This window comes from Methylobacterium sp. PvP105 (assembly GCF_017876975.1).
Lineage (GTDB): Bacteria > Pseudomonadota > Alphaproteobacteria > Rhizobiales > Beijerinckiaceae > Methylobacterium > Methylobacterium radiotolerans.
Genome location: NZ_JAGIPA010000001.1, coordinates 2249141 through 2273878 on the forward strand (window position 1 = coordinate 2249141; position 24738 = coordinate 2273878).

Sequence of the window (24738 nt, forward strand, 5' to 3'; positions counted from 1 at the left end):
TCGCGGAGCGGGCAGAGGTGGCGGAGGTGACGGGCGGCCGGGATCCGCGGGCGAACAATTTCGGGTCCCTGCGACTCCTGTTCGCGGGCCTCGTGATCCTCGCCCACGCCCCCGAACTCGTGGACGGGAACCGGTCGCGGGAGTTGCTGACCCAGGTCTTCGGGACCCTGTCCCTGGGGGAGATCGCCGTCGACGGCTTCTTCCTCGTGAGCGGCTACCTGATCACCGCGAGCTACCGCGCCAAGCGCTCCTTCGGCGACTACCTCGCGCGGCGGGCGCTGCGGATCTACCCGGCCTTCGTGGTCGCATCCCTGCTCTGCATCGCCGTCGTCGCGCCCCTCGGCGGCGGCAACCTCGCGGACGCCTCGCCGCTCGAGGCCCTGCTGCGGCTGTCGCTGCTGCTGATGCCGGTGGTCCCGGGCGCCTTCGCCGAGCTGCCCTACCCGCTGCTGAACGGCTCGATGTGGACCATCCCCTGCGAGTTCGGCTGCTACCTGCTGCTCGGCCTCGTCGGCACCGCCCGCGCCCTGCGCCGCCGCGGGCGCTATCTCGGCCTGCTCGGGGGGCTCGGCAGCCTCCTCGCCCTGCGCTGGCTCTTCCTGCCCGTCGGGCATCCGGGCGACATCCTCGGATCCCTGTCGGAGATGATCCGCCTCACCTTCGTGTTCTGCTGCGGCGGCGCCTTCCGGCTGTTCGCCGACCGGATCACCTACACGCGGCGCGGCGCGACCCTCGCCGCCCTGCTGCTCCTGCCCCTGATGTTCAGCCGGCCGCTGGCCGAGCCGGCCTTCGCGATCCTCGGCGGCTACCTGATCTTCTGGTTCGCCCTCGCGGTGCGCCCCACCGCCCTCAGCCGCGCCACCGCCCAGGTCGACCCGTCCTACGGTCTCTACCTCTACGCCTGGCCGGTGCAGAACCTGCTGGTCGCGCGGATCCCCGGGATCTCACCCTGGGCGGTCGCCGTCCTCACCCTCGCGGCCGCCATCCCCCTCGGCCTGCTGAGCTGGTACCTGATCGAGCGGCCGATGCTCCAGTTCCGGCCCGGACCGGGCGGCGCCCGGCCGGAGCCCGGCGCGATCCCGGCGGCCGGGCCCGCCCTCGGCGCCTAGCGCCGGAAGGCCCGCGGCCGCCGGTAACCGGCGCCGCCCGGGCGCGTTCTCGATGGACAGGCGGGACGCGGCCGCGGAGGCGGGACATGACGCAGGTTCTGGATCGCGGGACCCTCGACCGGCTGGTCGCCCTCGGCCGCGACCGGGGCCTCCTCACCGCCGACGATCTGCGCGCCGCGCTGCCCGTCGAGCGCATGGATGTCGACGCCCTGGTCCTGGTGATGCTGGAGCTGGAGGCGGCGGGCGTGAGCGTCGAGCCCGAAGCCTTCGGCCCCCCGACGGACCGGCCGGTCCCGGCCGCGGTCACCCTTCCCGCGCCGGGGTCCGGCACGCCGCCGGTCCGGGCCGCGGAGGCGGGGCCGGGCGCGGCCTTCGCGGCCCCCGCATCCGCCGCGCCGGCCGCCGCGGAGCCGATCCCGGACGACGGCGCCGATGCCGGCCGGGCCGTCCTCCTGGCCGGCCTGGCGACCGTTCTGATCCTCGGCGCCGTGCTCCTGATGCTGTGAGCGCCCGGCGCGGAACGCTTCGGGCCGCGGCCCCGTTGGCGAGAGCCGGCCGGAGACGGCCCCGAGGACCCTCGTATCCATGCGTCAGACCCCGGACGGAACCCTCGCCCTGCTGATCGCGGCCCTGCGCGAGGGGACGGCGCATGTCGAGGCGCTGCTCACGCTGGCGCGGACGGAGGTCGACGGCAATTTCCGGGCGATCGTGTCGCTGATCGCCATCGTCGGCACGATCCCGGTGCTGCTGATCGTCACCTTCTTCCTCGGCCTGGACGCCGTGGTGAAGCTGCTGGCCGTGCCGTTCGGCGCCGAGGCGCCGGCCGCGCTGATCGTCGCCGCGCCGTTCCTCGTCATCGCGCTGGGACTCGGCTGGATGGGCGCCCGCCGGATGGCGCTCTCGAACCTCGAGCCCTGGCGGACGTGGCGGCAGGTGAAGCGGGACGTCCGCGAGGTGACCCGCGCTGGCGCGTGATTCCGGGACCGGAAATCTCAGCGCTGTCAGGTCGATGCGGCGGTCCGCTCACGCGTGATCCGAGCGAGGGTTCGCCGCGCGTACCGGTCCGGGCGCGCTCGACCGGTCTGTCCGGATCCGGATCCAAGTCCTTGCTCAATCGGCGCGATTTGGCCCAGCCACGCCGGTCCTAGCCCGTCGGTGCCAGCATGGCGCCGAGGCCCGGATCGAGCGGCACGTCGAGCCGGCAGCGCAGGCCCTCGGCCTCGAAGGCGAGGTCGACCGTGCCGGCGAGTTCGCGCCGCACGCCGCCGGCGATCAGCCGCGTCCCGAAGCCCACCCGGGTCGGCGCCCGCACCGGCGGGCCGCCGCGCTCCTCCCAGCTGAGCCGCAGCCGCCGCTCCCCCGCCGCGCCGGCGGCGACCGACCACGCCACCCGGACGCGGCCCTCGCGGACCGAGAGGGCGCCGTACTTGGCGGCGTTGGTGGTCAGCTCGTGAACCGTCAGGCCGAGCGCCAGCACCTCGCGGGGGCTCAGCGACACGTCCGGCCCGTCCAGACGGATCTGGTCGCCACCGGTCCGGTACGGGCCGAGCTCGCTCTCCAGCACCTCGCGCAGGGGGGCCCCGCTCCAGTCCTCGCGGGTCAGGAGGTCGTGGGTCTTCGACAGGGCCAGGATCCGCGCCTCCAGGACCTCGGCGGAGCCGCGGGACTGCCGGGCGAGGGCCTGGACGGTGGCCAGGGTGTTCTTCACCCGGTGGTTCAGCTCGTGCAGCATCGTGCCCTGCTGCGCCTGCAGGGCGCGGCCGCGCTGGATCTCGGCGCGCAGCTCGGCGGTGCTGCGCTGGAGGGTGGCGGCCATGGCGTCGAGCTTGCTGCCCAGCCGGTCGAACTCCGCGGCGCCGTGCAGGCCGGTGCGGGCGGCGAGGTCGCCGGCCTGCCACGCCGCCGCGGTGCGCAGGAGCCGCTCGACCGGGCGGCGGATGAACACCCGCCCGGCCACGAGGGCGGCGGCGAGCGCCAGGGCCGCCCCGAGGGCGATCAGCACCAGCCCGCGGCGGGTAGCGGCGTCGATATCCGCGAAGGCGGTGGCGTGGTCGCGCCCGACGACGACGCGCACCCCCGCCAGCGGGCCGTCCGGCATCGCGGTGGCGATGATCCGCTGGCGGCCGTCGAGGCCCGCGGCGACGCGGACGTCGCTGCCCTGGGCCTCCAGCATGGCGACCCGGTCGGGCGGGATCGGCCTGCCGATCCAGGCCGCCTCGTCCGGGCGGCGGGCGATGATCAGGCCGTCGCGGTCCGTCACGGTGATCGCCGTCTCCGCCTGATGGAGCGCCTGTTCCAGATGATCGGAGAGCCAGTCGAGGTCGACGGCGGCGAGCAGGACGCCCGCGGGCGCCCCCCCGGAGTCGCCGGCGTGGACGGCCCGGGCGAAGTGGATCGACGGCCGCCGTGTCTGGAAGCCGACCGCGTAGCCGCCGACCGCGTAGCCGCCCCGCTCCAGGGCGCGGCGGTGATAGGCCCGGCCGCGGCTCGAGTAGGAGCCCGCGGGCGCGCCGGCGCTGTCGCAGATCACGGCCCCCTCGGGATCGGTGAGGGCGATCAGCAGCACGTGCGGCAGCCGCGCGGCCGCCCGCCGCAGGTAGGCGGTGCAGGCCGCCGGCTCCCGCGCCTGCACGGTGGCGTCCCCGGAGATCAGATCGAGGGCCTGCTGCATCCGGTCGGAGACCTGCGCGAAATCCTCCGCCACGTCGCGCGCGGTGGCGCGGGCGTCGGCCCGCACGGCCGCGTCGCGGCTCGCCCGCAGGGCGACCTCGTTGTAGCCCTGGATCGCCAGCGCCGGGGCGAGGGCGAGCAGGACGAGCAGCAGGATGCGGGTCGTCAGCGACAGGGTCGGAGAACGCGGCCGAGAGCGCAGAAGCGGGAGCGGGGTGCGGAACCGGAAGCGGAGCGGCATCGGCGGTCAGTCGAGACCGGCGATCGGCGCGCGCGCCCGCGCGGCCAGGGTCTCCACGGAGAGCGGCGCGGTGCTCATCCGCATCCCCGGTTCGAGGGCGCCGGGGCCGAAGGTCGCGATCTTTACGGAGCCGGTGGTGACCAGGACCTTCGGATCCGGCCGGTGCGGCCGGGCCGCTTCCACCCTCTCCCGGCCGTCGAGGCCGCCGGACAGGCCGACATCGCTCATCGGCAGCCCGGTCGCCGCGCCGGTCGCCGCGGGCGCGGCGCGGCGGCGCTCGACCTCCTGCGCGAGGGTGCGGTTGCGCGGCCGGCGGTCCGCCGCCTCGTCCGCGCTCACGAGGCGCCGCCGGATCGGGCGGACGCGATCGACGCGTGCGAGCAAGCGGATTCGCGGGCGGGACGCCGTCTCATCCCGGCGTTGTTGCAGAACCGGTCGGCCCTTGCCAGTGCGCCGCGCGGTCGGGGGGCGCCGTGGGACGGATCGTCTCAGCGCCCGCGGGGCCGGCCGGCCTCCGGACGCAGGTGCAGAAAGCTGCGCTCGCCGGTCGCGGCTTCGGCCACGTGCTGGATCGTGTCGAGCAGATCGGACACGGCCCGCGGACCGGTCGGACGGAATCCCGCCTTCGGCTCGACCCAGCGCCCCTGCGTGCGGTTCGCGGCGATCTGCGCCTCGCTCAGCGCGTCGAAATCCCGGCGTCGGGTCATGGCTCAGCCCTCCGCCGGCGACTCTGTCGGGGGCATGGTTGACGAAAGATTAACGTCGGATCCGCCGGCGGGGCGCGCGTCGACGCGCCGCGAAACGCCGCCGGCTTGATCCCCGGCGCCGACCTCTCTAAACAGCAAAAACCGAGGTAAATCAATAGATTAGTGTGATTATAAACTGCAGTCTCCGGGCCGGCGCGGATCGCGGCACAGCGTGCGGGTCGCGGTGACCGGTTCCGCCGGACCTGCCATCGGCACCCGGGTCGTCGATACCCTGGCGGGCCTGCGGCCGCTGGCGCCGTTCTTCTGCCTGTACGTGACCTTCGGGGCGACGCTCGGCTTCCTGTCCGGCGGGGCGCCGCTGATCCTGCGGGCGCGGGGCGTGGAGCTGGCCGAGGTCGGGCTTCTGCAGCTCATCAACCTGCCGGTCGGGCTCACCTTCCTGTGGGCGCCCCTGCTCGACCGGCTCCGCCTGCCGTTCCTCAGCCACCGGATCGGCTGGATCGCGGCCGCGCAGGCCGCCTCGGTGCTCCTGCTGGCCGTCCTGAGTCTCGGCGAGACCTGGCCGCTCCTGGCGCTGCTCGCCCTGGCGATCGCCGCCTGCGCCTGCGTGGCGACCATGGACATCGCCCTCGAGGCCCTGGTGGTCGAGACCGTGCCGGCGGGGCGGCGCGCCTTCGTGGCCTCGGCCAAGCTGTGCGGCGCCTCCCTCGGCGGCATCCTGGGGGTCGGCGTGCTGGTCGGCTCCTACGACAGCCTGGGCTGGCGCGGGGCGGTCCTGGCCTGCGCGGCCCTCGACGCCCTCTGCTTGCTGCCGATCCTGGGTTACCGGGAGGCGCCCCCGCGCGGGGCCGGGGGCGCCGCCGGAACCGGCGCCGGCCCGGAGCGCTGGTCGGGCTCGCTGGCTCGGCTGCGCCGCCTGGCCGGGCGCGTGCTGGTGCTCGGGGCCTACTTCGCCGCCTCCTACCTCGTGGCCGGGCCCAACACCCTGGCGCTCCTCGATCTCGGCGTCCCGCTCGGGCAGGTCGGCACGCTCACCGGCACCGTGCTCCCGGCCGTGAACCTCGTCATGGCGCTGGCGGCCGGCTGGCTGGCCGCGCGGTTCGGCACGGTCCGGCTGATCGCCGCAGGGGCCCTCGGCGTCCTGGCCTCCGGGGGCCTGATGGTCGTCGCCTGCGCGGGCCGGATGCCCGATCTCGGCGTCGCCGCCGCGGTGCTGAGCTTCGTCGCGGGCGGGTTCCTGGGCGTGCCGGTCTTCAACATGATTTACCGCTGGGCCCAGGGCCCGAAGCCCGCCACCGACTACGCGCTCCTGTTCGGTGCCGCCTTCTTCGCCGCGATGCCGCTGCGGGTGGCCGCCCCGGCGCTCGCCGGCTGGATCGGCTGGCCGGGCTACTTCGCCGCCACCCTGCCGCTCTACGCCGCCGCGGTGGCGTGGCTCGCCGTCGCGGTGGAGCGGACCCTGCGGGACGACGGGGCGGCGCGATGATCGCCGAGGTCGCCGCCCAGGTTCCCGACACGCTCGCGGCCTACCGGGACGGGGTCGCCGAGGGCCCCGGCGGCCCGGAGGCGCTGCCCCTCGGCGCCCTGCGCGACCCCGACGTGTTCGACGCGACGCTGGCGGCCTTCGGGGCCGGGTTCGGCGCGGCGTTCCGGACCGCGGATCCGCGGGTCCGGGTCTCGTACTGGAGCCAGTTCTACCTCGCGGCCCTGGCGACGCCGGCGCTGACCGCCCTGGTGCGCCTCGGCCGGCCGCTGCCGCTCGCCTTCGACGCGGTCAGCCTCGAGCTCGACGCGGCCGGCCGGCCGTGCCGCTTCCGCCTGCCCGCGGACGGGTCCGGCTGCGCGGCCTGCCCGGCGCCCGGCCTGACCGGGCTGGTGGAGGCGCATCTGCGCCCGTTCGTCGAGCTCTGCCACGCCCGGTGCGGGATCGCGCCCCGGGTCCTCTGGGGCAATGCCGCCGTGATCCTCGACTACGTCGCCCGGGAACTCGGCGGCGCGCCCGGGGGACCGCTCGGGGACGGGGAGGGGGACGGCGCCGCCTGCGCGAGCGCCTGCACCGACGCCTGTGACGACGTCGCGGCCTGCCTCGGATGGCGCGCCGGCCCCGGCTGCGCTAGGAGCCCGCTCGAGAGTCCTCTTGCGCAGGCGCTCTGCCCGGGGGCGTCGGGCTGCCGGCGGCGCCGCGTCTGCTGCCTGCGCCACCGCCTGCCGGGGGTGCCGTCCTGCGGCGCGCTCTGCCCCGTCGAGTGCGCCGCCCAACGCTGATCCGAGCCGCGCGATGCTGAAGGCCTTCCTCGCCTATTACCGGCCGTACCGGACGCTGTTCCTGGTCGATTTCGGCTGCGCGGTGCTGTCGGGCCTGCTGGAGCTCGGCTTCCCCATCGCGGTGAAGGGCTTCATCGACAGCCTGCTGCCCCGGCAGGACTGGGGCCTGATCCTGCTCGCCGCGGCGGCGCTGGCGCTGGTCTACGTCGCCAATGCCGGCCTGATGGTGGTGGTCACCTACTGGGGCCACGTGCTCGGCATCAACATCGAGACCACGATGCGGGCGCGGGCCTTCGACCACCTGCAGAAGCTCTCCTTCCGCTTCTACGACGGCCAGAAGACCGGCCACCTCGTCGCCCGGGTGACCAAGGACCTGGAGGAGATCGGCGAGGTCGCCCATCACGGGCCCGAGGACCTGTTCATCGCCGTGATGACGCTGCTGGGCGCCTTCGCGCTGATGCTCTACGTCCACGCGCCGCTGGCGCTGATCACCGCGGCGATCCTGCCGCTGATCGCCTTCGTGTCGATCCGCTACGGCGGCCGCATGACCCGCAACTGGCAGGCCCAGTACGGACGGGTCGGCGCCTTCAACGCGCGGATCGAGGAGAATGTCGGCGGGATGCGGGTCGTGCAGGCCTTCGCCAACGAGCCCCACGAGCGCGCCCTGTTCGCCCTCGACAACGCCCGCTACCGCGACACCAAGCTCGAGGCCTACCGGCTGATGGCGGCCGGCCTGTCGATCAACTATCTCGGCCTGCGCCTCGTCCAGATCGCGGTGCTGCTCGGCGGCGCCGCCTTCGTGGTCCGGGGCGACCTGACGCCGGGCGGCTTCGTGGGCTTCCTGCTGCTGGTGGGCGTGTTCTACCGGCCGCTGGAGAAGATCGGCGCCGTGGTCGAGACGTATCCGAAGGGGGTCGCGGGCTTCCGCCGCTACCAGGAGCTGCTCGCCACCGAGCCCGACATCACCGACCGGCCGGAGGCCCGCGCGGTCGGCGCCTTGCGCGGCGACATCCGCTTCGAGGGGGTGGGCTTCGGCTACGGCCCCGGCCGCCCGGTCTTCTCCGGCCTCGACCTCGCGGTGGCGGCCGGCGAGACGGTGGCGTTCGTGGGCCCCTCGGGGGTCGGCAAGACCACCCTCTGCGCCCTGCTGCCGCGCTTCTACGAGGTCGAGGCGGGCCGCATCACCGTCGACGGGCTCGACATCCGCGACATCACCCTGGCGAGCCTGCGCCGCCAGATCGGCATCGTCCAGCAGGACGTGTTCCTGTTCGCCGGCACGATCCGGGAGAACATCGCCTACGGCCGCCTCGACGCCACCGAGGCCGAGATCGACGCCGCCGCGCGGCGCGCCCGGCTCGGCGGGCTGATCGACGGCCTGCCGGAGGGCCTCGACACCGTGGTGGGCGAGCGCGGCGTGCGCCTGTCGGGCGGCCAGAAGCAGCGCATCGCCATCGCGCGGGTCTTCCTCAAGAACCCGCCGATCCTGATCCTCGACGAGGCGACCTCGGCGCTCGACACGGAGACCGAGCGGGAGATCCAGCGGGCGCTCGCCGAGCTGGCCCGCGGGCGCACGACCCTGGTGATCGCCCACCGCCTCGCCACCGTCCGGGACGCCGACCGCATCGTGGTCCTGGGGGAGGGCGGGGTCGTCGAGGAGGGCCGGCACGCGGCTTTGCTGGCCGCCGGCGGCCCCTACAGCCGCCTGCACGCGGCGCAGTTCGGGCGCGGCGCATCCGGCGCGGGCGTCCTCGCGGCGGGGTGAGAACCGGCCACCGACCCCGCTAGGACGGCGCCGCCGCGCTCGATTCGCGCACGACGAGGCGCGTGGGAAACAGCTTCTGGGCGAGGTCGTCCGGCGCCCGCGTCCCCTCGATCAGCTCGACCAGCGTCGCGAAGGCGAACCGGACCATGTCGAGCACCGGCACATCGACCGAGGTCAGGCTCGGGACCGCGTAGGCCCCCTGGGCGAGGTTGTCGAAGCCGACGACGCGGATCTCCGCGGGGACCCGCACGCCGGCCTCGTGCAGCGCCCGCAGCGCGCCGAGCGCCACCCCGTCGCTGGCGGCCACGACGGCGTCCGGGCGGGCGCCGGGCCCGGTCTCCAGCAGCGCCCGCGCGGCCTGGTAGCCGCCCGCGGCGGTCCCGTCGCAGGGGACCACGAGGGCGTCGCGCAGGGGCAGGCCGGCCTCCGCGAGGGCGTCCCTGTAGCCGCGGAACCGCTCGGTGTCGGCGGCCGGCCGGCGCGCGTCGCCCGTGAGCAGGCAGATCGACCGGCTCCCCGCCGCGATCAGGTGGCGAACGGCCCCGTGGATCGCGTCGCGCTCGGCCCGCGCCGCATAGTGCGTGCCGGGCACGTCCAGGCCGAACACCACGAACGGGCATCGCTTGGCCTGGAGCAGGCCGATCAGCGGGTCGTCCCGGCCCTCGGCGAAGACCACGAGGCCGTCGACCCGGGCCTCGCTGACGAGGCTGGCGATCCGGCCGGGGCCGTCCGGGTCGTCGCCGCGGCGGCAGCGGTGGACCAGGGTGTAGCCCTGCTGGTCGGTGACGGTGCCGAAGGTCTGGAGGACGCGGCCGTGGTCGGTCTCCTCCCCCGGGCGGGACCCGTCGGCGGCGGGCTCCGGCGCGGGGGCGAACACGCAGGCGATGCTGCGGCTCGGCTTCTTGCGCAGGGACCGGGCGGCGAGGCTGGGCACGAAGTCCAGGTCGCGCATGGCCGTCTCGATGGTCTCGCGCGTGGTCCGGGCGACCTTCTGCGGGTGGTTCAGGACCAGCGAGACCGTCTGGAAGCTCACGCCGGCCCGTCGGGCGACGTCCTTGATCGTCGTCTGGCCCATCGTCCCCTCGCGAGCCGGTCCGAACGGTCGCGGCCCGGCGCGGGCGCGCGGCGCCGCCTCGTTCAGTGCGGCAATCTAGATCTGTATCGATCGGAGATAAAGCCGCGGGCCGGGCAGCAAAGACGGCACCTTCCGACGCAGAACCCGCGCAAGACCGGTCATTCGCGCGCGAATTCCGGTCCATCCAGCGGGTTCTCGGGTGCCCCTGTCCCGCTCTGCGGCAGGGGCGCCGGGCAGGAACCTTGTCCGCCCTGTGCGGTTCGCCGGGCAGCACCTCAAGCGATGATCGGGGCGTCGGGTGCCTCACTCAATCCGGAAGCCACTCCATGATGCACCGTCGCATGCACCGACGCGGTCTGCTCACCACGATGCTGGGCGCCACCGCGGCCCTGGCGGTCACGCGCACCGCCCTCGCGCAGGTCACGCCGGCCGGCGCGATCCCGACCGGCGCCTATCTCCAGATGGCCACCAGCGGCGGCCTGTTCCTGGAGAACACCGCCCGCGACGCCCACGCGAAGACCGCCAATCCCGGCGTCAAGAAGTTCGCCCGCGCCGAGGTGGTCGAGCAGGTGAACCTCGCCCGCAAGATCAGCGCCTACACGGGCGGCGCCCCGATGCCCGGCCCGGCCGCGGCGGCGGGGCCGGGCGGCCTGATCGGCGGCCTCGTCGCGGCGCCGGTGGCGGTGGCCGGCACCGCCGTGACCGCGGCGGGCAGTGTCGTGGGCGGCGTCGCGGGCGGCGTACTCGGCGGCCCGGCCCCGGCCCAGGGCATGACCACCGACGCGCAGAAGGCGCAGATCCTGGCGCAGCTCAGCGCCATGCCGCCGGGGCCGCGATACGACGCCACCTTCGTGAACGCCTCGCTCCAGGGCCATCAGGAGGCGCTGGGCATCCACGGCGCCTACGCTCAGTCGGGGGAGGATCCCGGCCTGCGCGCGATCGCCCGCGGCGCCCTGCCGCTGATCAACCTCCACATCGCCCGACTCAGCCGGATGCAGGCGATGATGGGCGGTCAGGCGGGCTGAGCCGCCGGACGACGGAGCCGCTCCGCCGCGCGGCGGAGCGGCGTCCCTGAGGTCTCCCACCGGCCTCGAACAGGCCCTGTCAGCCGGCCCGCTCGCGCAGGCGCTGCACCCATCTGAGCAGCACGCCGCGGATATGGGATCGAAGCTGGGTGTTCTCTGCCATGGGACGCCGTTCGAAGCGCCGGACTGCGGCGCCTCAAGAAACACATCCCTTGGACGGACCGTTGCTACGTAAAAAGCGGGATCGACGCCGCGGCCGCGCCGCAGAACCACCCTCCAAGGACGTAGCCCGTCGCGCGGATCGACGACGCCCCGCTCCCCGTATGATGGGACCGGATCGTCGACAGAACGTTCCTGATGTGCGCGCGCAGCTTGTCCTTGCGGAGCGCCGCCGTCACGGCGCTCGGGTTGGGCGGGTTGGCGGAGGTCGACATGTCACGGAGCCCCGACTCAGGCGCGCCACCGCACCGGGCCGTCGGACGACGGCGGGGGGACGCCGCGGATTCTTATAATTGATAATCTGAGCGGAATCTCGGCCGGATCGCGTAGAACCGGGCACACTCCATGTTTTAGATGCGTTAAGGTTTATCCAACCGAAGACCTTTCCCAGTCGTGTTCCGCACTACGTAGAGATATCCGGACGACCGCCGCGGGGCGGCAGCAGGGGGGAGGGCGGTGTCCGAGCGCTTCTACTTCGACCTCGAGAGCGGCGAGGAGACGATCCGGGACGACGACGGCGTGGAGGTCGGCAGCCTGGACGAGGCCATGGCCGAGGCGCGCAGCGTCATCGCCGAGATGGCCGACGAGGTCTGCACGGCCGATCCCGACCGGTCCTGGAGCTTGGTCGTGCGCGACGCCGCCGGGTACGCCCGCCACCGGCTGCCGATCCGGCGGTAGCGCGGGTCCAGGACGCGCGGCGGGGCGCCGGTCGGCGCCCGACAAGAAGCCCGCCGCGGCCTGGCCGGGCGGGCTTTGAGGTGATCTCGTCTCGGAGACGGTGCGACCGTAGACCCGGGACGGGGCACCCGCATCCCCCATCCGGATGAGGCCGGCGCACGTTCCCGCGGCTGCCGGCCGCGTCTGCTTTCCCGCGATGGCCCGGCCGGCGGGCCGCGCGCTCTACCAGGTCGTGCCCGGCAGGGGCCCGGGGGCGTAGCGGCGGACCATGGCGGCGCAGAACTCCGCGAACTCGGCGCGGACCAGCGGCGCGCTGGTGTGGTGGGGCGAGATCCCCCGATGCTCCGGGGTGAAGCAGAAGGTGACGGTGACGTCGAAATCCTGCAGCGCCGTCATCTGCCGGTCGAACCAGTCCAGCGCCCCGGGCCGGAAGCTGTCGGCCCAGGACAGGCCGGTGCGCAGGTAGCGCACGCCGAGCCGCTTCATCCACGCGACGGCCTCGTCGAGCCGGTGGTCCTCGAAGTGGAACCACTGGCACAGGCCGATCTCCGGCGTGTGGCGGGCGAAGCTCTCCAGGGCGATCTTCGGGGTGCCGTCCTGCCGGAGCAGGCCCATGTGGAAGTGCCGGTAATAGGACGAGCCCTCGGCCTCCTTGTGGCGGGTGGTGGCCTCCCATTCCCGCGGCAGGTCGTAGAGGCTGTACCAGTGGATCCGCGGCGCTCGGCCGGAGAGCAGCTCGAGGGTCCGGCGCAGGCCCCAATCCTGCACCTCCTCGGCGCCGAAGGTCGAGACGCCGACCTCCGAGACCCAGATCGGCAGGTCGGTGACCGCGCGGATCTCCTCCAGCTTGGCCGGCCAGTCGTGGACCGACCACAGGTTCCAGTCGAGGGGGAAGCCGTGCACCGCCACGGCGTCGACGGCGTCGAGGACGCCGCGCCCCTCCATGTTGCGGATGAAGACCGGGTCGATCGGCGAGATGCCGCCGAGGACGCGCGTCAGGTTCGGGTTCGCCGCCCGGACCGCGTGCCCCGCCTCCTTGGCCATCTCGGCGAAGAGCAGCCAGTCGGGGTCGATCTCGGGATCCCAGTGCGACTTGTTGTTGGGCTCGTTCCAGAGCATCACCGAGTCGATCATCGCGTTCCCCCGCGTCCGTGAGCCTCCGCCCGCGCGGGATATTCGGCCCCCACCCCGTAGGGGACCGGCGCGGTGCGGCAGAGGTAGACCTCCGCCTCGGGCTGGGCCTCGATGGCGAAGCCGCTCGCCCGCAGCATCGCCTCGATGCCGGCGCGGTTGGGGATCCACCAGTTCGTCCAGTCGTGCGCGTAGGCGCGCTCGACGAAGTGCATCCGCGGGTAACCGGGCCGCTCGAACTGGTCCATGTCCCAGAACTCGTAATCCTCGGCGACCGGCTCGACCGCCCGGCTGCCGCGCAGCATCGACTGGAACACCAGGAGGTCGCCGGCCACGTGCTCGCGGATCAGGTCGAGGGCCAGCAGCGGGTGGCGCAGGTGGTAGAGCACGCCCATGAACAGCACGACGTCGAACCGCTCGCCGAGCGCGCCGACATCGTAGACCGAGAGGTTGCGGAACTCGATGTCGTGGCCGAGCCGGGCCGCGGCGAAGCGGGCCTGGGCGAGGTAGCGGTCATCGGAGTCGAGGCCGAGCACGCGGGCCGCGCCGCGCCGCTTCATCGCGATGGCGTAGAAGCCGCCGTTGCAGCCGATATCGAGGACGCTCTTGCCGGTCAGGTCGGCGGGCAGCGCGTCGGCGAAGCGCCGCCACTTCACGCCCGGATAGTCGCCGAGGAAATGGTCCGGGGCGGTCCAGACCCCGTCGCCGAGGTCGATGTTGTGGAACCAGGGGCCGAGGGCGTCGGCCTGCCGGCGCAGCTCTGCAGCCGTCATGGGGCGGTCCGTTCGTTGATCGACACCACCCGCCCGCCGCCGGGCCAGAGGGCGAGTTCGCTGCAGGAGGCCGGATCGACGACGATCCGGTCGTAGGCCTCGAGGCCGAGACCGAGGATCCCGAGGAGCGCGGACCGGATGACGTCGCCGTGGCTCACCAGGATGACGGGCGCGCCGTCCGCGGCGAAGCGGGCGAGGACCCGGCCGACGCGCGCTTGCGCCTCCGCCATGCTCTCGCCGCCCGGTGGGCGCGCCGTCGCGCGCTCCGCGTTCCAGGCGGCCCAGAGGGGATCGGCCGCGAGCTCGTCGAAGCCGCGGCCCGTCCAGGCGCCGGTCTCGATCTCGTCGAGGTCGGGCTCGGTCTCGACCGTGAGCCCGAGGGCCGCCCCGATCGGCGCGGCGGTCTCGGCGGTGCGGTCGCGCGGGCTCGCCAGCAGGGTGCCGGCGCCGCCCCCGGCGAGGCGGCGGGCGAGGGAGCGGGCGAGGACCTGGGTCTCGGCGCGGCCGGTCTCGCTCAGGGAGACGCCCGGCATGCGCCCGCACAGGATCCGCCCGAGCCGGTCGTGGCTGCCGTGGCGGACGAGGAAGACCTGCCTCATCCGGGGCTCCGGCCCGGCGCGGCGCCGCATGCGCGCCGCGCCTGCGCGCCTCTCCCACCCCCCGCCGCGGGGGCGGGAGAGGCGCGCGTCGGGTCTGGACCGCGCCCCATCACGCGCCCTCGCCCGCCGCGAAGCGCAGGGTCCGCTCGCGCGCCTCGGCGTCGGTGAACTGCCGGGGCGGGGACTTCATGAAGTAGCTCGACGGACCCTCGAGCGCCCCGCCGAGACCCCGGTCGAGGGCGAGGCGGGCGCAGCGCACCGCGTCGATCACGATCCCGGCGGAGTTCGGCGAATCCCACACTTCGAGCTTCAGCTCGATGTTGAGGGGCACGCCGCCGAAGGCCGTGCCCTCCAGGCGGATATGCGCCCATTTCCGGTCGGTCAGCCACGGCACGTGGTCGCTCGGGCCGACATGGATGTCGCCCGGCGCCAGGGCTCCGTCGAGCTGGCTCGTCACCGCCCGGGTCTTCGAGAGCTTCTTCGATTCCAGCCGCTCGCGCTCCAGCATGTTCAGGAAGTCGGCGTTGCCGCCGAAGTTGAGCTGGTAGGTCCGGTCCAGCCGGACGCCGCGCTCGCGCAGGAGATTGGCCAGCACCCGGTGCACGATGGTGGCGCCGACTTGGCTCTTGATGTCGTCCCCGACGATCGGCAGCCCCCGGGCGGCGAAGCGCTCCGCCCATTCCGGGTTCGACGCGATGAAGACCGGGATGCAGTTCACGAAGGCGCAGCCGGCCTGCAGGGCGCAGTCCGCGTAGAACTCCGTGGCCGCCTGCGAGCCCACCGGCAGGTAGGAGACCAGCACCTGCGTGCCGGTGCGCCGCAGCTCCGCGACCACGTCGGCCACCGGCTCGGGCGATTCCGCGACCACGCCCTCGAGGTAGCGGCCGATCCCGTCATGGGTCGGCCCGCGCCGCACGGTGACGCCGGTCTCCGGCACAGCGGCGAAGACCTGCGTGTTGTTGGGCGCGGCCAGGATCGCCGCGGCGAGGTCGCGCCCGACCTTGCCGGCGGCGACGTCGAAGGCGGCGACGACCGCGATGTCGCGCACCCGGTAGCCGCCGAGATCCGGCGACATCAGGCCGGGCACGGGCTCGCCGGGCGCCGCGTCGCGGTAATGGTGCAGTCCCTGCACGAAGGACGAGGCGCAGTTGCCGATCCCGACGAGGCCGACGCGGATGGGGGCGGCGGCCATCAGCGCCTCGGCCGCACGGGGCGCGGCTCAGCCGGCGACAACGGCGCGCTCCTCGATGGCCGGACGGGCCCGGCGCGGGGCGATCTCGCGGGAGAACCACGCGATGGTCGCCTCCAGCCCCTCCTCCAGGGGCACCCGGGGCGACCAGCCGAGCAGGGTCTCGGCGCGGGTGATGTCCGGCCGGCGGCGCTGGGGATCGTCCACCGGCAGCGGCCGGCGCACGATCCGGGACGGGGTCTCGGTCATCCGCACCACGAGGTCGACCAGCGCGCCGACCGTCAGCTCGCGGGGGTTGCCGAGGTTGACCGGGCCGGCGAGGGGCGTCTCCACGGCCATCAGCCGGAGGAGCCCGTCCACCAAGTCGCTGACGTAGCAGAAGGAGCGGGTCTGCTCGCCGTTGCCGTAGACCGTGATGTCGTCGCCCGCGAGGGCTTGGCAGATCACGTTGGAGACGACCCGGCCGTCGTCGGCGCGCATCCGCGGGCCGTAGGTGTTGAAGATCCGCGCGACGCGGATGTCGAGGCCGTGCTGGCGCTCGAAATCGAAGGTCAGGGTCTCGGCGGAGCGCTTGCCCTCGTCGTAGCAGGCCCGCGGCCCGGTCGGGTTGACGTTGCCCCAGTAGGATTCCTGCTGCGGGTGCCGCTCCGGATCGCCGTAGACCTCGCTGGTCGAGGCCTGGAGGAAGCGCGCCCCGGCGTCCCGGGCGACCTCCAGCAGCCGGCCGGTGCCCAGCACGCTGGTCATCATCGTGTGGACCGGGTCGGCCTGGTAGTGCGGCGGCGAGGCCGCGCAGGCGAGGTTGAACACCCAGTCGAACCGCGGCAGCGCCGGCAGCGGCTCCGTCACGTCCGCCTCGACGAAGTCGAACCGCGCCTCGTTGGCGAGATGGGCGAGATTCGCCCGCCGCCCGGTCAGCAGGCTGTCGACACAGGTGACGCGCGCCCCGTCGGCGAGGAGCGCGTCGATCAGATGCGAGCCGATGAACCCGGCGCCGCCGGCGACGAGGACTCGGATGCCGCTCCTGGTTCCCACCATCATTCTCCCGAGTGCCTAGTGACCGATGATCGCGAGATCGGGCGCGCCGGAGCGCGCGGATCCGGACCGCGCGCCCGCTTCGTCGAGGAAGCGTTCGAGTTCCTCGGCGCGGGCGGCGGCGGTGTGCCGCGCGAGGATCGCCGCGCGGGCGGCGGCGCCGAGGCTCCGCCGATCCGCTTCGGCGCGCCCGCGCAGGATGGCCAGGACGGCCTCCGGGCCGTCGGGGAGCAGAATCTCGCGCTCCGGGACGAGCAGGGTGTCGAGGCCGTCCCACCGGTCGGAGATCACCGGCGTGCCGCAGGCGCCCGCCTCGAACAGGCGCACGCTCGGGCTCCAGCCGGCCCGGACCATGTCGGCGCGGGTGACGTTCAGGGTGTAGCGGCTCGCCGCGTAGAAATCCGGGTGCCGGTCGGGCGGCAGGTGCTCGATCCGCTCCACGTTGGCGGGCCAGTCGATGTCGGCCGGGTACTGGGGGCCCGCCACCGCGAAGCGGAGATCGGGCGCGCGGCGGGCCGGCTCGATCAGCAGGCGCTCCAGCGTCGGCTGCCGGTCCGGGCTGTAGGTCCCGAGATACGAGAGGTCGTAGCGCGCCGGGCGGTCGAGGGCCGGGTAGGCGTCGGGGTCGACCGAGCAGTAGAGAGCCCTGGCGGCGGGCGCGCCGTAGGCCCGCTCCAGGCGCCGCAGGGTCGGGCCGCCCGTGAAGGACAGGTAGAGGTCGTAGTCCCGGATCTGCCCGGCCGCGAGGTAGGCGCAGGTGCCGGCCTCCAGGGCGGCCAGCGTCACCGGCGTGTCGATGTCGTAGAAGGCGCGGGTTCCCCGCGCCCAGTCGAGCACCCGGGCGCCCGCCGCGACGCCGTCGGGCACGTAGGAGCCGACGATCACGGCGTCCGCCGCCGCGATGGCGGCGCGGTGCGCGTCGAGCCCGTCGAGGTCGCCGTAGAGGGCGAGGTCGCAGAAATCGGGATCGGGCAGGTCGCGGTGCTGGGCGTACCAGGGCACGTCGCGCTCCAGGAACAGCACGTCGTGGCCGCGGTCCGCGAAGGCCTTGAGCAGGGCCCGGTAGGTGGTCGCGTGGCCGTTCCCCCAGGAGGAGGACAGGCTGAGCCCCAGGACGACGAGGCGCATCGGGGCCGCGCTCACGCGACGCTCCGCCGGTTCGCGTCCGCCTTGCGGGCCGCCTCCGCGCGCAGGATCGCGTCGACCTCGACGGCGCGGCGCGCGTAGGTGTGCTCGGCCGCGATGCGTCGGCGGGCGGCCTCGCCGATGGCGCGGGCCCGCTCCGGGGTGAGGGCGGCGACGTGGTCGGCGACGTCGCGCCCGTCCCGGGCGACCAGCACCTCGGTCCCCTCGTCGAGGAACAGGCCGAGGCCCTCCCAGGCGTCGGTGATCAGGCAGGCGCCGGCACCGGCGGCCTCGAACACCCGGGTGGCCGGGGAGAAGCCCACCGCCGCCATGCTGTCGCGGGCGATGTTCAGGACGGCGAGCGGCGTCGTGTTGAAGGCGTTGTGCTCGCGCGTGTAGACGTGGCCGAGATGCCGGACGTTGAGCGGCAGGCCGCGGCTCTCCCAGCCGTTGCCGCCGATCAGGAACGACCGCTCCGGCAGCCGGGCCGCCGCCGCGAGGAAGAACTTCTCGACGCGGGCCTCGCGGTCGGGCAGGCGGTTGCCCAGGAAGGCGAGGTCGGCCGCGAAGCGCGGCTCCGGCGGCACCGGGAAATGGGTGTCCGGGTCGAGCGCGTTGTAGATCGGGATGCAGGCCCGGGCGCCGAAGCCCTCGTAGGCCTCGACCACCGGCGGGCCGCCGCCGTAGGTGAGCACGAGGTCGAGATCGGGCAGGGCGCGGCGGAGCGCGTGGTCGGCGTCGGCGCGCATCTCGGCGAGCGTCGCCGGGGCGTCGACGTCCCAGAAGATCCGCACCGCCTCCGGGCGGGATGCCGCGATGACGCCGTGGAGCAGCTCGTCGTCGAACACGCCGACGCCGCTCGCCTTCACGACCACGTCGGCCTGCGCCGCCTCGGCGATGACCGCGCGCGCCGCCTCGATCGTCGCCGGGTAGACCGTCACGGACGCGTAGGGCGGGGGCTCGATGTCCCGGTGCTGCTGCCGGTCGAAGGCGTCGGGCTCGTAGAAGGTGATCGTGTGGCCGTGCCGCGCCAGGGCGGCGAGCATGCCCCGGTAATAGGTGGCGGCGCCGTTCCAGTAGGACGACAGCAGGGAGGAGCCGTAGAAGGCGATTCTCACGCGGTGGCCTCCAGGGTGGCGGGCGCCCGCAGGCTCGCGGCGATGGACAGGAGTTCCTCGGCGCGGTGCGCGCAGGTGTGGCGCGCCCGGATCGTGGCGAGGCCGGAGGCCGCGAGCGCCTGCCGGAGACCGGCATCCGACCGCAGGGCGCGCAGGTGACCCTCCATCTCGGCGCCGGTGCGGGCGACGAGGTAGTCCCGGCCCGGCCGGAACAGGCCCTCCGCGTCGTCCCACGGCGCGCAGACCAGGGGGATGCCGCAGGCGAGCGCCTCGAACACCCGGATCGTCGGGATGCCCGGCAGGCGCTCCACGTAGAAGCGCCGGGGCACGTGCACGGTGGCGAGATGGCGGGCGAACAGGCCCGGCGCGGCGGCGTTCGCCGCCCATCCGTGATAGCGGGCACCGTAGCGCCGGAGCGTCGCGAGCGCCGCCTCGGGATAGCGCACGCCGTAGATGTCCAGCGGCAGGCCGACCTGCGCGGCGGGGCGGAACAGGTAGGTCTCCAGCTCCGCGCTGCGCTCGTCATCGCCCCAGTTGCCGATCCAGATCAGGCCGGCGCGGGCGCTCTCCCGACCATCCGGATCGGACGCGACGCGCGCCCTCTCCCGTGCGGGAGAGGGTTGGGGTGAGGGCGGCGAACCCTCCGGATGAGGCGCGCCAGCGACGCGCGGGAACGGCGCGCCGCGTCCGGATGGACCTGATCCCTCACCCTGTCCCTCTCCCGAACGGGAGAGGGGACCCGCGCCAGATCCGGCGCCGTCGAGATCCGGCAGTTCGCGCGCAGGCGGGTGGAACAGCCGCGTGTCGGCCGCCTCGTGCCAGACGAAGACCCGGCGGCCCCAGCCTCGCGCCCGGTAGACGGCGGCCAGGGTCTCTCCGAAGGCGAGCACGCCGTCGTAGCCGGACAGGTCGAAGCGCTCCATCTCGGCCGGGGCACTCACCGCCCGGTGATGGGTGTCGTGGAACAGGAGCGTGTAGCGCGCGCCGCGCCGCCGGGCGGCGCCCAGCGCCGCCACCAGGGCCGGCTCGCTCCACTCGTGGACCACCACGAGGTCGCTGTCGGACACGCGCTCGACCACCGCGTCGATGGCGCCGTAGCGGTCGGAGGCCAGCTCCGGATAGGCCGCCCGGTAGGCGTCGAGGCCGGCCGCGCCGTGGTCGCGCAGGAGGTTCTCGAGGCTCCAGGCGCCCTCCGGCTCGTAGGCGGCAACGGCGTGACCGCTTGCCATCAGCTCCCGCAGGACGCCGCGCAGGAAATGCGCGTTGCCGTGGTTCCAGCACGAGGCCAGGGAGTGGGTGAAGTAGGCGATCCTCATGCGGCGGCTCCGCCGAGCCGGGCCGGCGCCCCGTCGAGGAGGCCGCGCAGCACCCCGAGCACACCCTCGGTCATCGCCTCGACCCCGTAGCGGGCGGCGCGATCGGCCGCGGCCGCCCCGGCGGCGGCGCGCCGGGCTGGATCGTCCAGGAGGTCCCGCACGGCCTGCGCGGCGGCCCCGTCGTCGTCCGCGCCCACGAAGGCGGCAACGCCGTCCCACAGCTCGCGGAAGCCCGGCATGTCGGACAACACGAGGGCGCAGCCCGAAGCGGCCGCTTCCAGCACGGCGAGGCCGAACGGCTCGTAGCGGGCGAGGGACACGAAGACCGGGCGGCCGGCGAGCTCCGCGGCGATGCCCGCATCGTCGAGCCGCCCGAGGCGCTGCAGGTGGCACGTCTCGACCCGCGCGCCGTTCGGCCCGTCGACGGAGCCGGCGGCGCGCAGCGGCACCGGCAGGCGGGCGGCGAGGCGGTCCAGGGCGGCGGCATTCTTCGCCCGGTCCCAGAGGCGCCCGGCCGTGAAGACGAAGGGCGCGGCGGCCCGGGGCTGCGCGCCGCTCGGCGCGCGCCCGTTGCGGACCACGACGGGCGGTTGCGGGAGGCCGCAGACCCGGGCGGTCGCCAGCGCGTGCGCCCGGGTGGGGGCGAGGAGGGCGTCGGCGGCGCGGCAGCCCCGCGCGGTGAGGTCGTGGCGCCACGCGAGGTCGGCCGGGAGCGGCCCGGTCTCGACCGCGTCCCACCACGTCGCCACGCAGGAATGGCACACGGCCGCCACCGGCACGGGGAAGTCGGCGAGCGCCATGGCGGGGCTGTGCAGGTGGACGAGATCGGCGCGCAGGGTCCGGGCGAGCCCGGCCAGCGCCCGCGCGGCGCCCAGCACGGCGTCGGGCGTCGCGGCGGTCCAGTCCAGGGGCAGCCCGGTGGCGCGGATGCGCGCGCCCGTGGCGGCCTCGGCCGCCGCGATCCGCGCCTCGGAGGGGGCCGGGCCCAGGACCGCGACGGTCACGGCGAGGCCCCGCCGGACCAGGCCGGCCGCGAGGTCGAGGCTGTACTGCCAGACGCCGCCCACCGCGTCCGCGCTCATCAGGACGTGCGGCGCCGCTGCCGGGGAGGGGCTCAGCGGCACCCGCATGCGGCCTCCAGCTCGGACAGCGGCAGGGGACGCTCGTCCTGGATCTCGCTGAACTGCGTGAACTGGCCGAGATAGTGCGCGTGCGCCCGCTCCCAGGCCCGGTCGTCCGGCTCGCCCCAGAGGCGCCGGTAATCGGGGGAGCTCGGATACGGGTAGAGCGGGACGGGATCGTTCGCCCAGACCCCCTGGCCGCGCAGGCGGTCGCGCCACGTCGCCACGAGATCGGGATCGTCGCCCGCCACGGCGATGAGGTTCGCCTGCACGAACGGCACCGTGCGGCGGGCGTGGATCAGGCGCTCGGCGAGATCGTCGGTCGAGGCGCGGCAGCGCTTGTCGAGGGCGGCGCGGCCTTCCTCCGTCAGGCTCTCGATCCCGGCCTCGATGGAGACGCAGCCCGCCGCCCCGAGGAGGTCGAGCAGGTCGGGCTTCCACAGGTCGATCCGGGTCTGGATCCCGAAGCGGATATTCCGCGTGACCAGCGCCTCCAGAAGCGGCTTCTGCGGCAGGAAGATCTCGTCGACGAAGTAGACGTAGGTGACGCCCTGCGCGATCAGCCCGTCGATCTCGTCGAGGACGATCCCGAGATCCCGGCGCCGGTAGGCGTCGCGGAAGTCGATCTTGGCGCAGAACGAGCAGGTGTAGGGACAGCCGCGCGAGGCCTCGACCTCGGCGCCAGGGCCGTCCGGCGCGGCGTCGAACCGGTGGTGGTGGTGCCGGTGCCGGGCGATCCAGTGATCCGGCCAGCGCAGGGCCGGCAGGTCGGTGAAGCGGCCGGCCTGGGGCGGGCCGGTCACCGCGACCGCCTCACCGTCGCGGACCGCGAGGCCGGGCACGGCCCGCAGGGTTTCCGGGCGCAGGTCGGGCAGGCCGGCGAGCCGGGCGACGACCTCCTCGCACTCGCCGCGCACGACGATGTCGCAGCCGAGCTTGTCGAGCGCCGGACGCGGCGTCGCGGAGCCGTGGGGGCCGACCGCGACGGTGGTGCCGCCCCGGCCCGCCAGGGTGTCGAGGAACAGGCGGGGCACCCGCAGCTCCGGCGGGGCGCAGCGCCAGAACAGGTAGGTGGGGGCGGTCGCCACCACGGTCATGGCGGGGGCGAAGGCCGCGACGCGGTCGGCGGCGGCCTCGGCGGTCAGGCCCTCGAGATGCGCGTCCACGAGCAGCGTCTCGTGGCCGGAGGCCGCCAGCAGCGCGGCGGAGTAGCCGAGTTCGAGCGGCAGGTGCGGCTCGCGGCAGCCGAAATAGATGCTGTTGCGGTAGTCCCAAGGCGGGTTGACCAGCGCGACTCTCATGCGGCCGCCCCCGCGATCGGTGCCGCGCCATCCGACGACGCGCGCGCGGCGGCGAGCCAGCCGGCGAGGTCGGCGACGCCGTCGCGCCAGCCCGTGAAGGGGGCGAGGCCGAGCCGCGCGACGGCCCGGCGCGTGTCCGAGACGTAGTAGCGCTGATCGCCCGGGCGCCACGCCTGGAAGCTGCGCGATACCGGGCGCCCCAGCAGGGTGCCGACATGGTCGAGGAGCTGCAGCAGGCTCACGGCGTTGCCGGGGCCGCCGCCGACGTTGAAGGCGTGGCCCGCCGCGTCGTCGATGCGGGCGAGCGCCGCCCGGTAGACCGCCACCACGTCGCGCACGTGCAGGATGTCGCGCACCTGCCGTCCGTCGCCGTAGAGCGTGACCGCCTCGCCGGCGAGCGCCCGGATCAGGAAGTGGGCGACCCAGCCCTGGTCCTCGTTGCCCATCTGGCGCGGACCGTAGATGCAGCTCATCCGCATCACCGCCGCCGGGACGCCGAAGCTGCGGGCGTAGTCGAGGACGTACTGGTCCGCCGCTCCCTTGGAGCAGCCGTAGGGCGTGTGGAAGTCGAGGGGCCGGGTCTCGCCGATGCCGCGCCGGCGCAGGTCCGGATCGGCCGGCAGATAGGCGTCGCCGACCGCCTCCAGGGCGATGTCGGGCAGGTCGCCGTAGACCTTGTTGGTCGAGGCGTAGAGGAGCGGCACCGGCCGCGCCTGCGCCCGCAGGGCCTCCAGCAGGTTCACGGTGCCGAGGAGGTTGATCTCCATGTCGGCCCGCGGCGCGACGAGGCTCGTCGTCACCGCCACCTGGGCGGCGAAGTGGAACACCGCGCCGGCCTCCGCCACCGCGCGGCCGAGCTCCTGGATGTCGCGGATGTCGGCGACGATCGGGATGATCCGGGTGCCGTGGCGCTGCCGCAGCCACGCGAGGTTGGCCTCGACGCCGGGGCGCGAGAGGATGTCGTAGACGATCACCGCGTGGCCGTCGGCCGCGAGGCTGTCGGACAGGTTGGCACCGATGAACCCGGCGCCCCCGGTGACGAGGATCGGCCGGCCGCTCACGCGACGAGACCGCGCGCTTCGAGTTCGCGCCGCGCCTCGGCGACGCGGTCGACGGCCTGCTGCTCGGCCACCCAGGCGGCGAGTTCGGCGAGCCCCTCGGCGAAATCGCGGCGCGGCGCGTAGCCGAGCTCCCGCTGGATCTTGCCGATATCGGCGATGCAGTGGCGGATGTCGCCGAGCCGCGCCTGACCGGTCACCTCCGGCCCGATCTCCTCGCGGCCCATCGCGCGGGCGAGCAGGCGGGCGACCTCGCTGACCGTGCGGTCCTGGCCGCTGCCGACGTTGTAGACCTGACCGGCGGCGGCCGGGTGCTCCAGGGCCAGCGCGAAGGCCTGCGCGACGTCCTCGACGTGGACGAAGTCGCGCCGCTGCGCGCCGTCCTCGAAGATCATCGGCGGCTGGCCGTTGTGGAGCCGCGCCGCGAAGATCGCCAGCACGCCGGTATAGGGGTTCGAGAGCGCCTGGCCCGGCCCGTAGGCGTTCCACAGGCGGAGCGCCACGCCCTCCATCCCGTAGGCGGGGGCGAGGGTGAGCGTCAGGCGCTCCTGCATGTACTTGGTCAGGGCGTAGACGGAGGCGAGGGCCGGGCGCTTCGTCTCGGGCGTCGGGATCGGCCGCATGGGCTGCCCGTGCCCGTCGAGGGGGTCCCAGGGCTCCCCGGGCTGGCGCGGGCGGCGCACCACCTCCTCGGCGGTCGACCCGTCGGAGGTGCGGTACAGCCCCTCGCCGTAGATGCTCATCGAGGAGGCGACGACCACGCGCCTCACCGGGGCGTCGATGAGCTGCTGGAACAGTACCGCCGTGCCGCAATCGTTGACCGAGACGTAGCGCTCGACCGCGTACATGCTCTGGCCGACGCCGACCTCGGCGGCGAGGTGCACGACCCGGTCGATGCCCGACAGGGCGCGCGCCACGGCCGCACCGTCGCGGACGTCGCCCGCCTGGAACTCGACGTCCGACGGCAGCGCCTCGGCGCCGCTCTCGCCGCCGTGGACCTGCTCGATCAGACTGTCGAGCACCCGCACGCGGTAGCCGCGGCGCAGCAATTCGGCGGCGAGATGGCGACCGATGAAGCCGGCGCCACCGGTAATGAGCACAGATTCCGGCACGAGGCGTGGAAACTCCCCTGCGAGGACTTAAAGCTATGTAGATCGGGAATCCCGTCTCGATGAAATAACTCAGGTTAAGAGCCGGATTTCTGCGCCGAAAAGCGGGACT

General features: G+C 74.3%; 25 protein-coding genes. 8 read left to right on the plus strand and 17 right to left on the minus strand.

Features of this window, described 5'->3' with window-relative positions; genetic code table 11:
* Window positions 1-17 precede the first annotated feature (17 nt).
* From J3A75_RS10800 to J3A75_RS10810, 3 genes are all read left to right on the plus strand, one after another.
* Window positions 18-1109 (plus strand): acyltransferase family protein, encoded by a 1092-nt coding sequence (locus tag J3A75_RS10800; protein ID WP_012318286.1) that lies wholly within the window; start codon window positions 18-20, stop codon window positions 1107-1109.
* Window positions 1110-1195: 86 nt separating this feature from the next.
* Window positions 1196-1615, plus strand: coding sequence for an RNA polymerase sigma factor region1.1 domain-containing protein (locus J3A75_RS10805; protein WP_058607257.1), 420 nt, complete (start codon window positions 1196-1198; stop codon window positions 1613-1615).
* 79 nt (window positions 1616-1694) lie between these two features.
* Window positions 1695-2084, plus strand: coding sequence for a phage holin family protein (locus J3A75_RS10810; protein ID WP_012318288.1), 390 nt, complete (start codon window positions 1695-1697; stop codon window positions 2082-2084).
* Between the two features lie 169 nt (window positions 2085-2253).
* Here the strand turns inward: J3A75_RS10810 and J3A75_RS10815 are convergent, their stop codons facing one another.
* The 3 genes from J3A75_RS10815 to J3A75_RS10825 all read right to left on the minus strand — a co-directional run bounded on the left by J3A75_RS10815 (window position 2254) and on the right by J3A75_RS10825 (window position 4727).
* Entirely contained in the window at window positions 2254-4020 is a 1767-nt protein-coding gene (locus J3A75_RS10815) for a sensor histidine kinase (protein WP_053621422.1), read from the minus strand.
* Window positions 4021-4026: 6 nt separating this feature from the next.
* A complete protein-coding gene (locus J3A75_RS10820; RefSeq protein ID WP_029359188.1) occupies window positions 4027-4404 on the minus strand; it encodes a hypothetical protein in 378 nt (125 codons plus the stop codon).
* A gap of 104 nt (window positions 4405-4508) precedes the next feature.
* Window positions 4509-4727 carry a hypothetical protein gene (locus tag J3A75_RS10825; RefSeq protein WP_012318290.1) on the minus strand — a complete coding sequence of 73 codons (219 nt, stop codon included), beginning with the start codon at window positions 4725-4727 and terminating at the stop codon, window positions 4509-4511.
* Window positions 4728-4950: 223 nt separating this feature from the next.
* Here J3A75_RS10825 and J3A75_RS10830 point away from each other — a divergent pair, with 223 nt between their 5' ends.
* The 3 genes from J3A75_RS10830 to J3A75_RS10840 are packed head-to-tail and all read left to right on the plus strand — an operon-like array spanning window position 4951 to window position 8754.
* Window positions 4951-6213, plus strand: a complete 1263-nt coding sequence (locus J3A75_RS10830) for an MFS transporter (RefSeq protein WP_127991276.1) — start codon at window positions 4951-4953, stop codon at window positions 6211-6213.
* A complete protein-coding gene (fhuF, locus tag J3A75_RS10835; RefSeq protein WP_058607259.1) occupies window positions 6210-6992 on the plus strand; it encodes a siderophore-iron reductase FhuF in 783 nt (260 codons plus the stop codon). Before J3A75_RS10830 ends, fhuF begins: the two co-directional genes overlap by 4 nt.
* Before the next feature lie 13 nt (window positions 6993-7005).
* Entirely contained in the window at window positions 7006-8754 is a 1749-nt protein-coding gene (locus tag J3A75_RS10840) for an ABC transporter ATP-binding protein (protein WP_209650165.1), read from the plus strand.
* Between the two features lie 19 nt (window positions 8755-8773).
* On the opposite strand, the gene J3A75_RS10845 is transcribed toward J3A75_RS10840, so the two are convergent.
* Window positions 8774-9829, minus strand: a complete 1056-nt coding sequence (locus J3A75_RS10845) for a LacI family DNA-binding transcriptional regulator (RefSeq protein ID WP_209650166.1) — start codon at window positions 9827-9829, stop codon at window positions 8774-8776.
* Window positions 9830-10170: 341 nt separating this feature from the next.
* Between J3A75_RS10845 and J3A75_RS10850 the strand changes: the two genes are divergently transcribed.
* Complete coding sequence (locus J3A75_RS10850) at window positions 10171-10854, plus strand: DUF4142 domain-containing protein (RefSeq protein ID WP_029359190.1); 684 nt, start codon at window positions 10171-10173, stop codon at window positions 10852-10854.
* Window positions 10855-11081: 227 nt separating this feature from the next.
* On the opposite strand, the gene J3A75_RS10855 is transcribed toward J3A75_RS10850, so the two are convergent.
* On the minus strand, window positions 11082-11288 hold the full coding sequence (locus J3A75_RS10855; protein WP_012318296.1) for a hypothetical protein: 207 nt from the start codon (window positions 11286-11288) through the stop codon (window positions 11082-11084).
* 241 nt (window positions 11289-11529) lie between these two features.
* On the opposite strand from J3A75_RS10855, the gene J3A75_RS10860 reads away from it, so the two are divergent.
* Window positions 11530-11751 (plus strand): DUF6894 family protein, encoded by a 222-nt coding sequence (locus J3A75_RS10860; protein ID WP_012318297.1) that lies wholly within the window; start codon window positions 11530-11532, stop codon window positions 11749-11751.
* Window positions 11752-11973: 222 nt separating this feature from the next.
* On the opposite strand, the gene J3A75_RS10865 is transcribed toward J3A75_RS10860, so the two are convergent.
* The 12 genes from J3A75_RS10865 to J3A75_RS10925 form a co-directional block, all read right to left on the minus strand.
* Entirely contained in the window at window positions 11974-12885 is a 912-nt protein-coding gene (locus J3A75_RS10865; protein ID WP_012318298.1) for a beta-xylosidase, read from the minus strand.
* Window positions 12882-13655, minus strand: coding sequence for a TIGR04290 family methyltransferase (locus J3A75_RS10870; protein ID WP_012318299.1), 774 nt, complete (start codon window positions 13653-13655; stop codon window positions 12882-12884). Before J3A75_RS10870 ends, J3A75_RS10865 begins: the two co-directional genes overlap by 4 nt.
* On the minus strand, window positions 13652-14254 hold the full coding sequence (locus J3A75_RS10875) for a histidine phosphatase family protein (protein ID WP_024830625.1): 603 nt from the start codon (window positions 14252-14254) through the stop codon (window positions 13652-13654). Before J3A75_RS10875 ends, J3A75_RS10870 begins: the two co-directional genes overlap by 4 nt.
* Before the next feature lie 109 nt (window positions 14255-14363).
* Window positions 14364-15446: an inositol-3-phosphate synthase gene (locus J3A75_RS10880; protein ID WP_012318301.1), complete on the minus strand. Its 1083-nt coding sequence runs from the start codon at window positions 15444-15446 to the stop codon at window positions 14364-14366.
* A gap of 27 nt (window positions 15447-15473) precedes the next feature.
* Complete coding sequence (locus tag J3A75_RS10885; RefSeq protein ID WP_024830623.1) at window positions 15474-16481, minus strand: UDP-glucuronic acid decarboxylase family protein; 1008 nt, start codon at window positions 16479-16481, stop codon at window positions 15474-15476.
* Window positions 16482-16496: 15 nt separating this feature from the next.
* Window positions 16497-17606 (minus strand): glycosyltransferase, encoded by a 1110-nt coding sequence (locus J3A75_RS10890; RefSeq protein WP_245364485.1) that lies wholly within the window; start codon window positions 17604-17606, stop codon window positions 16497-16499.
* Window positions 17607-17617: 11 nt separating this feature from the next.
* Window positions 17618-18721, minus strand: coding sequence for a glycosyltransferase (locus J3A75_RS10895; RefSeq protein WP_029359193.1), 1104 nt, complete (start codon window positions 18719-18721; stop codon window positions 17618-17620).
* On the minus strand, window positions 18718-20037 hold the full coding sequence (locus J3A75_RS36470) for a glycosyltransferase (RefSeq protein WP_029359194.1): 1320 nt from the start codon (window positions 20035-20037) through the stop codon (window positions 18718-18720). The genes J3A75_RS10895 and J3A75_RS36470 overlap by 4 nt, the downstream gene beginning before the upstream one ends.
* Window positions 20034-21167, minus strand: a complete 1134-nt coding sequence (locus J3A75_RS10910) for a glycosyltransferase family 4 protein (RefSeq protein ID WP_029359195.1) — start codon at window positions 21165-21167, stop codon at window positions 20034-20036. The genes J3A75_RS36470 and J3A75_RS10910 overlap by 4 nt, the downstream gene beginning before the upstream one ends.
* Complete coding sequence (locus J3A75_RS10915; RefSeq protein ID WP_012318307.1) at window positions 21152-22459, minus strand: TIGR04295 family B12-binding domain-containing radical SAM protein; 1308 nt, start codon at window positions 22457-22459, stop codon at window positions 21152-21154. The genes J3A75_RS10910 and J3A75_RS10915 overlap by 16 nt, the downstream gene beginning before the upstream one ends.
* The gene (locus J3A75_RS10920; protein WP_024830617.1) at window positions 22456-23520 is read right to left on the minus strand and encodes an SDR family NAD(P)-dependent oxidoreductase; all 1065 of its coding nucleotides are present in this window, start codon (window positions 23518-23520) and stop codon (window positions 22456-22458) included. The genes J3A75_RS10915 and J3A75_RS10920 overlap by 4 nt, the downstream gene beginning before the upstream one ends.
* Window positions 23517-24629 (minus strand): NAD-dependent epimerase/dehydratase family protein, encoded by a 1113-nt coding sequence (locus J3A75_RS10925; protein WP_029359196.1) that lies wholly within the window; start codon window positions 24627-24629, stop codon window positions 23517-23519. Before J3A75_RS10925 ends, J3A75_RS10920 begins: the two co-directional genes overlap by 4 nt.
* Between the last annotated feature and the right edge of the window lie 109 nt (window positions 24630-24738).

Excerpts from the sequence above, each read along its gene's own strand:
- J3A75_RS10910 (WP_029359195.1), bottom strand. The coding sequence starts at position 21,167 with ATGCGGGTGCCGCTGAGCCCCTCCCCGGCAGCGGCGCCGCACGTCCTG.
- J3A75_RS10805 (WP_058607257.1), top strand. The coding sequence starts at position 1,196 with ATGACGCAGGTTCTGGATCGCGGGACCCTCGACCGGCTGGTCGCCCTC.
- J3A75_RS10825 (WP_012318290.1), bottom strand. The coding sequence starts at position 4,727 with ATGACCCGACGCCGGGATTTCGACGCGCTGAGCGAGGCGCAGATCGCC.
- J3A75_RS10880 (WP_012318301.1), bottom strand. The coding sequence starts at position 15,446 with ATGGCCGCCGCCCCCATCCGCGTCGGCCTCGTCGGGATCGGCAACTGC.
- J3A75_RS10885 (WP_024830623.1), bottom strand. The coding sequence starts at position 16,481 with ATGGTGGGAACCAGGAGCGGCATCCGAGTCCTCGTCGCCGGCGGCGCC.
- J3A75_RS36470 (WP_029359194.1), bottom strand. The coding sequence starts at position 20,037 with ATGAGGATCGCCTACTTCACCCACTCCCTGGCCTCGTGCTGGAACCAC.
- J3A75_RS10840 (WP_209650165.1), top strand. The coding sequence starts at position 7,006 with ATGCTGAAGGCCTTCCTCGCCTATTACCGGCCGTACCGGACGCTGTTC.
- J3A75_RS10875 (WP_024830625.1), bottom strand. The coding sequence starts at position 14,254 with ATGAGGCAGGTCTTCCTCGTCCGCCACGGCAGCCACGACCGGCTCGGG.
- J3A75_RS10810 (WP_012318288.1), top strand. The coding sequence starts at position 1,695 with ATGCGTCAGACCCCGGACGGAACCCTCGCCCTGCTGATCGCGGCCCTG.
- fhuF (WP_058607259.1), top strand. The coding sequence starts at position 6,210 with ATGATCGCCGAGGTCGCCGCCCAGGTTCCCGACACGCTCGCGGCCTAC.
- J3A75_RS10845 (WP_209650166.1), bottom strand. The coding sequence starts at position 9,829 with ATGGGCCAGACGACGATCAAGGACGTCGCCCGACGGGCCGGCGTGAGC.
- J3A75_RS10890 (WP_245364485.1), bottom strand. The coding sequence starts at position 17,606 with ATGCGCCTCGTCGTCCTGGGGCTCAGCCTGTCCTCCTCCTGGGGGAAC.
- J3A75_RS10815 (WP_053621422.1), bottom strand. The coding sequence starts at position 4,020 with ATGCCGCTCCGCTTCCGGTTCCGCACCCCGCTCCCGCTTCTGCGCTCT.
- J3A75_RS10850 (WP_029359190.1), top strand. The coding sequence starts at position 10,171 with ATGCACCGACGCGGTCTGCTCACCACGATGCTGGGCGCCACCGCGGCC.
- J3A75_RS10915 (WP_012318307.1), bottom strand. The coding sequence starts at position 22,459 with ATGAGAGTCGCGCTGGTCAACCCGCCTTGGGACTACCGCAACAGCATC.
- J3A75_RS10865 (WP_012318298.1), bottom strand. The coding sequence starts at position 12,885 with ATGATCGACTCGGTGATGCTCTGGAACGAGCCCAACAACAAGTCGCAC.
- J3A75_RS10855 (WP_012318296.1), bottom strand. The coding sequence starts at position 11,288 with ATGTCGACCTCCGCCAACCCGCCCAACCCGAGCGCCGTGACGGCGGCG.
- J3A75_RS10870 (WP_012318299.1), bottom strand. The coding sequence starts at position 13,655 with ATGACGGCTGCAGAGCTGCGCCGGCAGGCCGACGCCCTCGGCCCCTGG.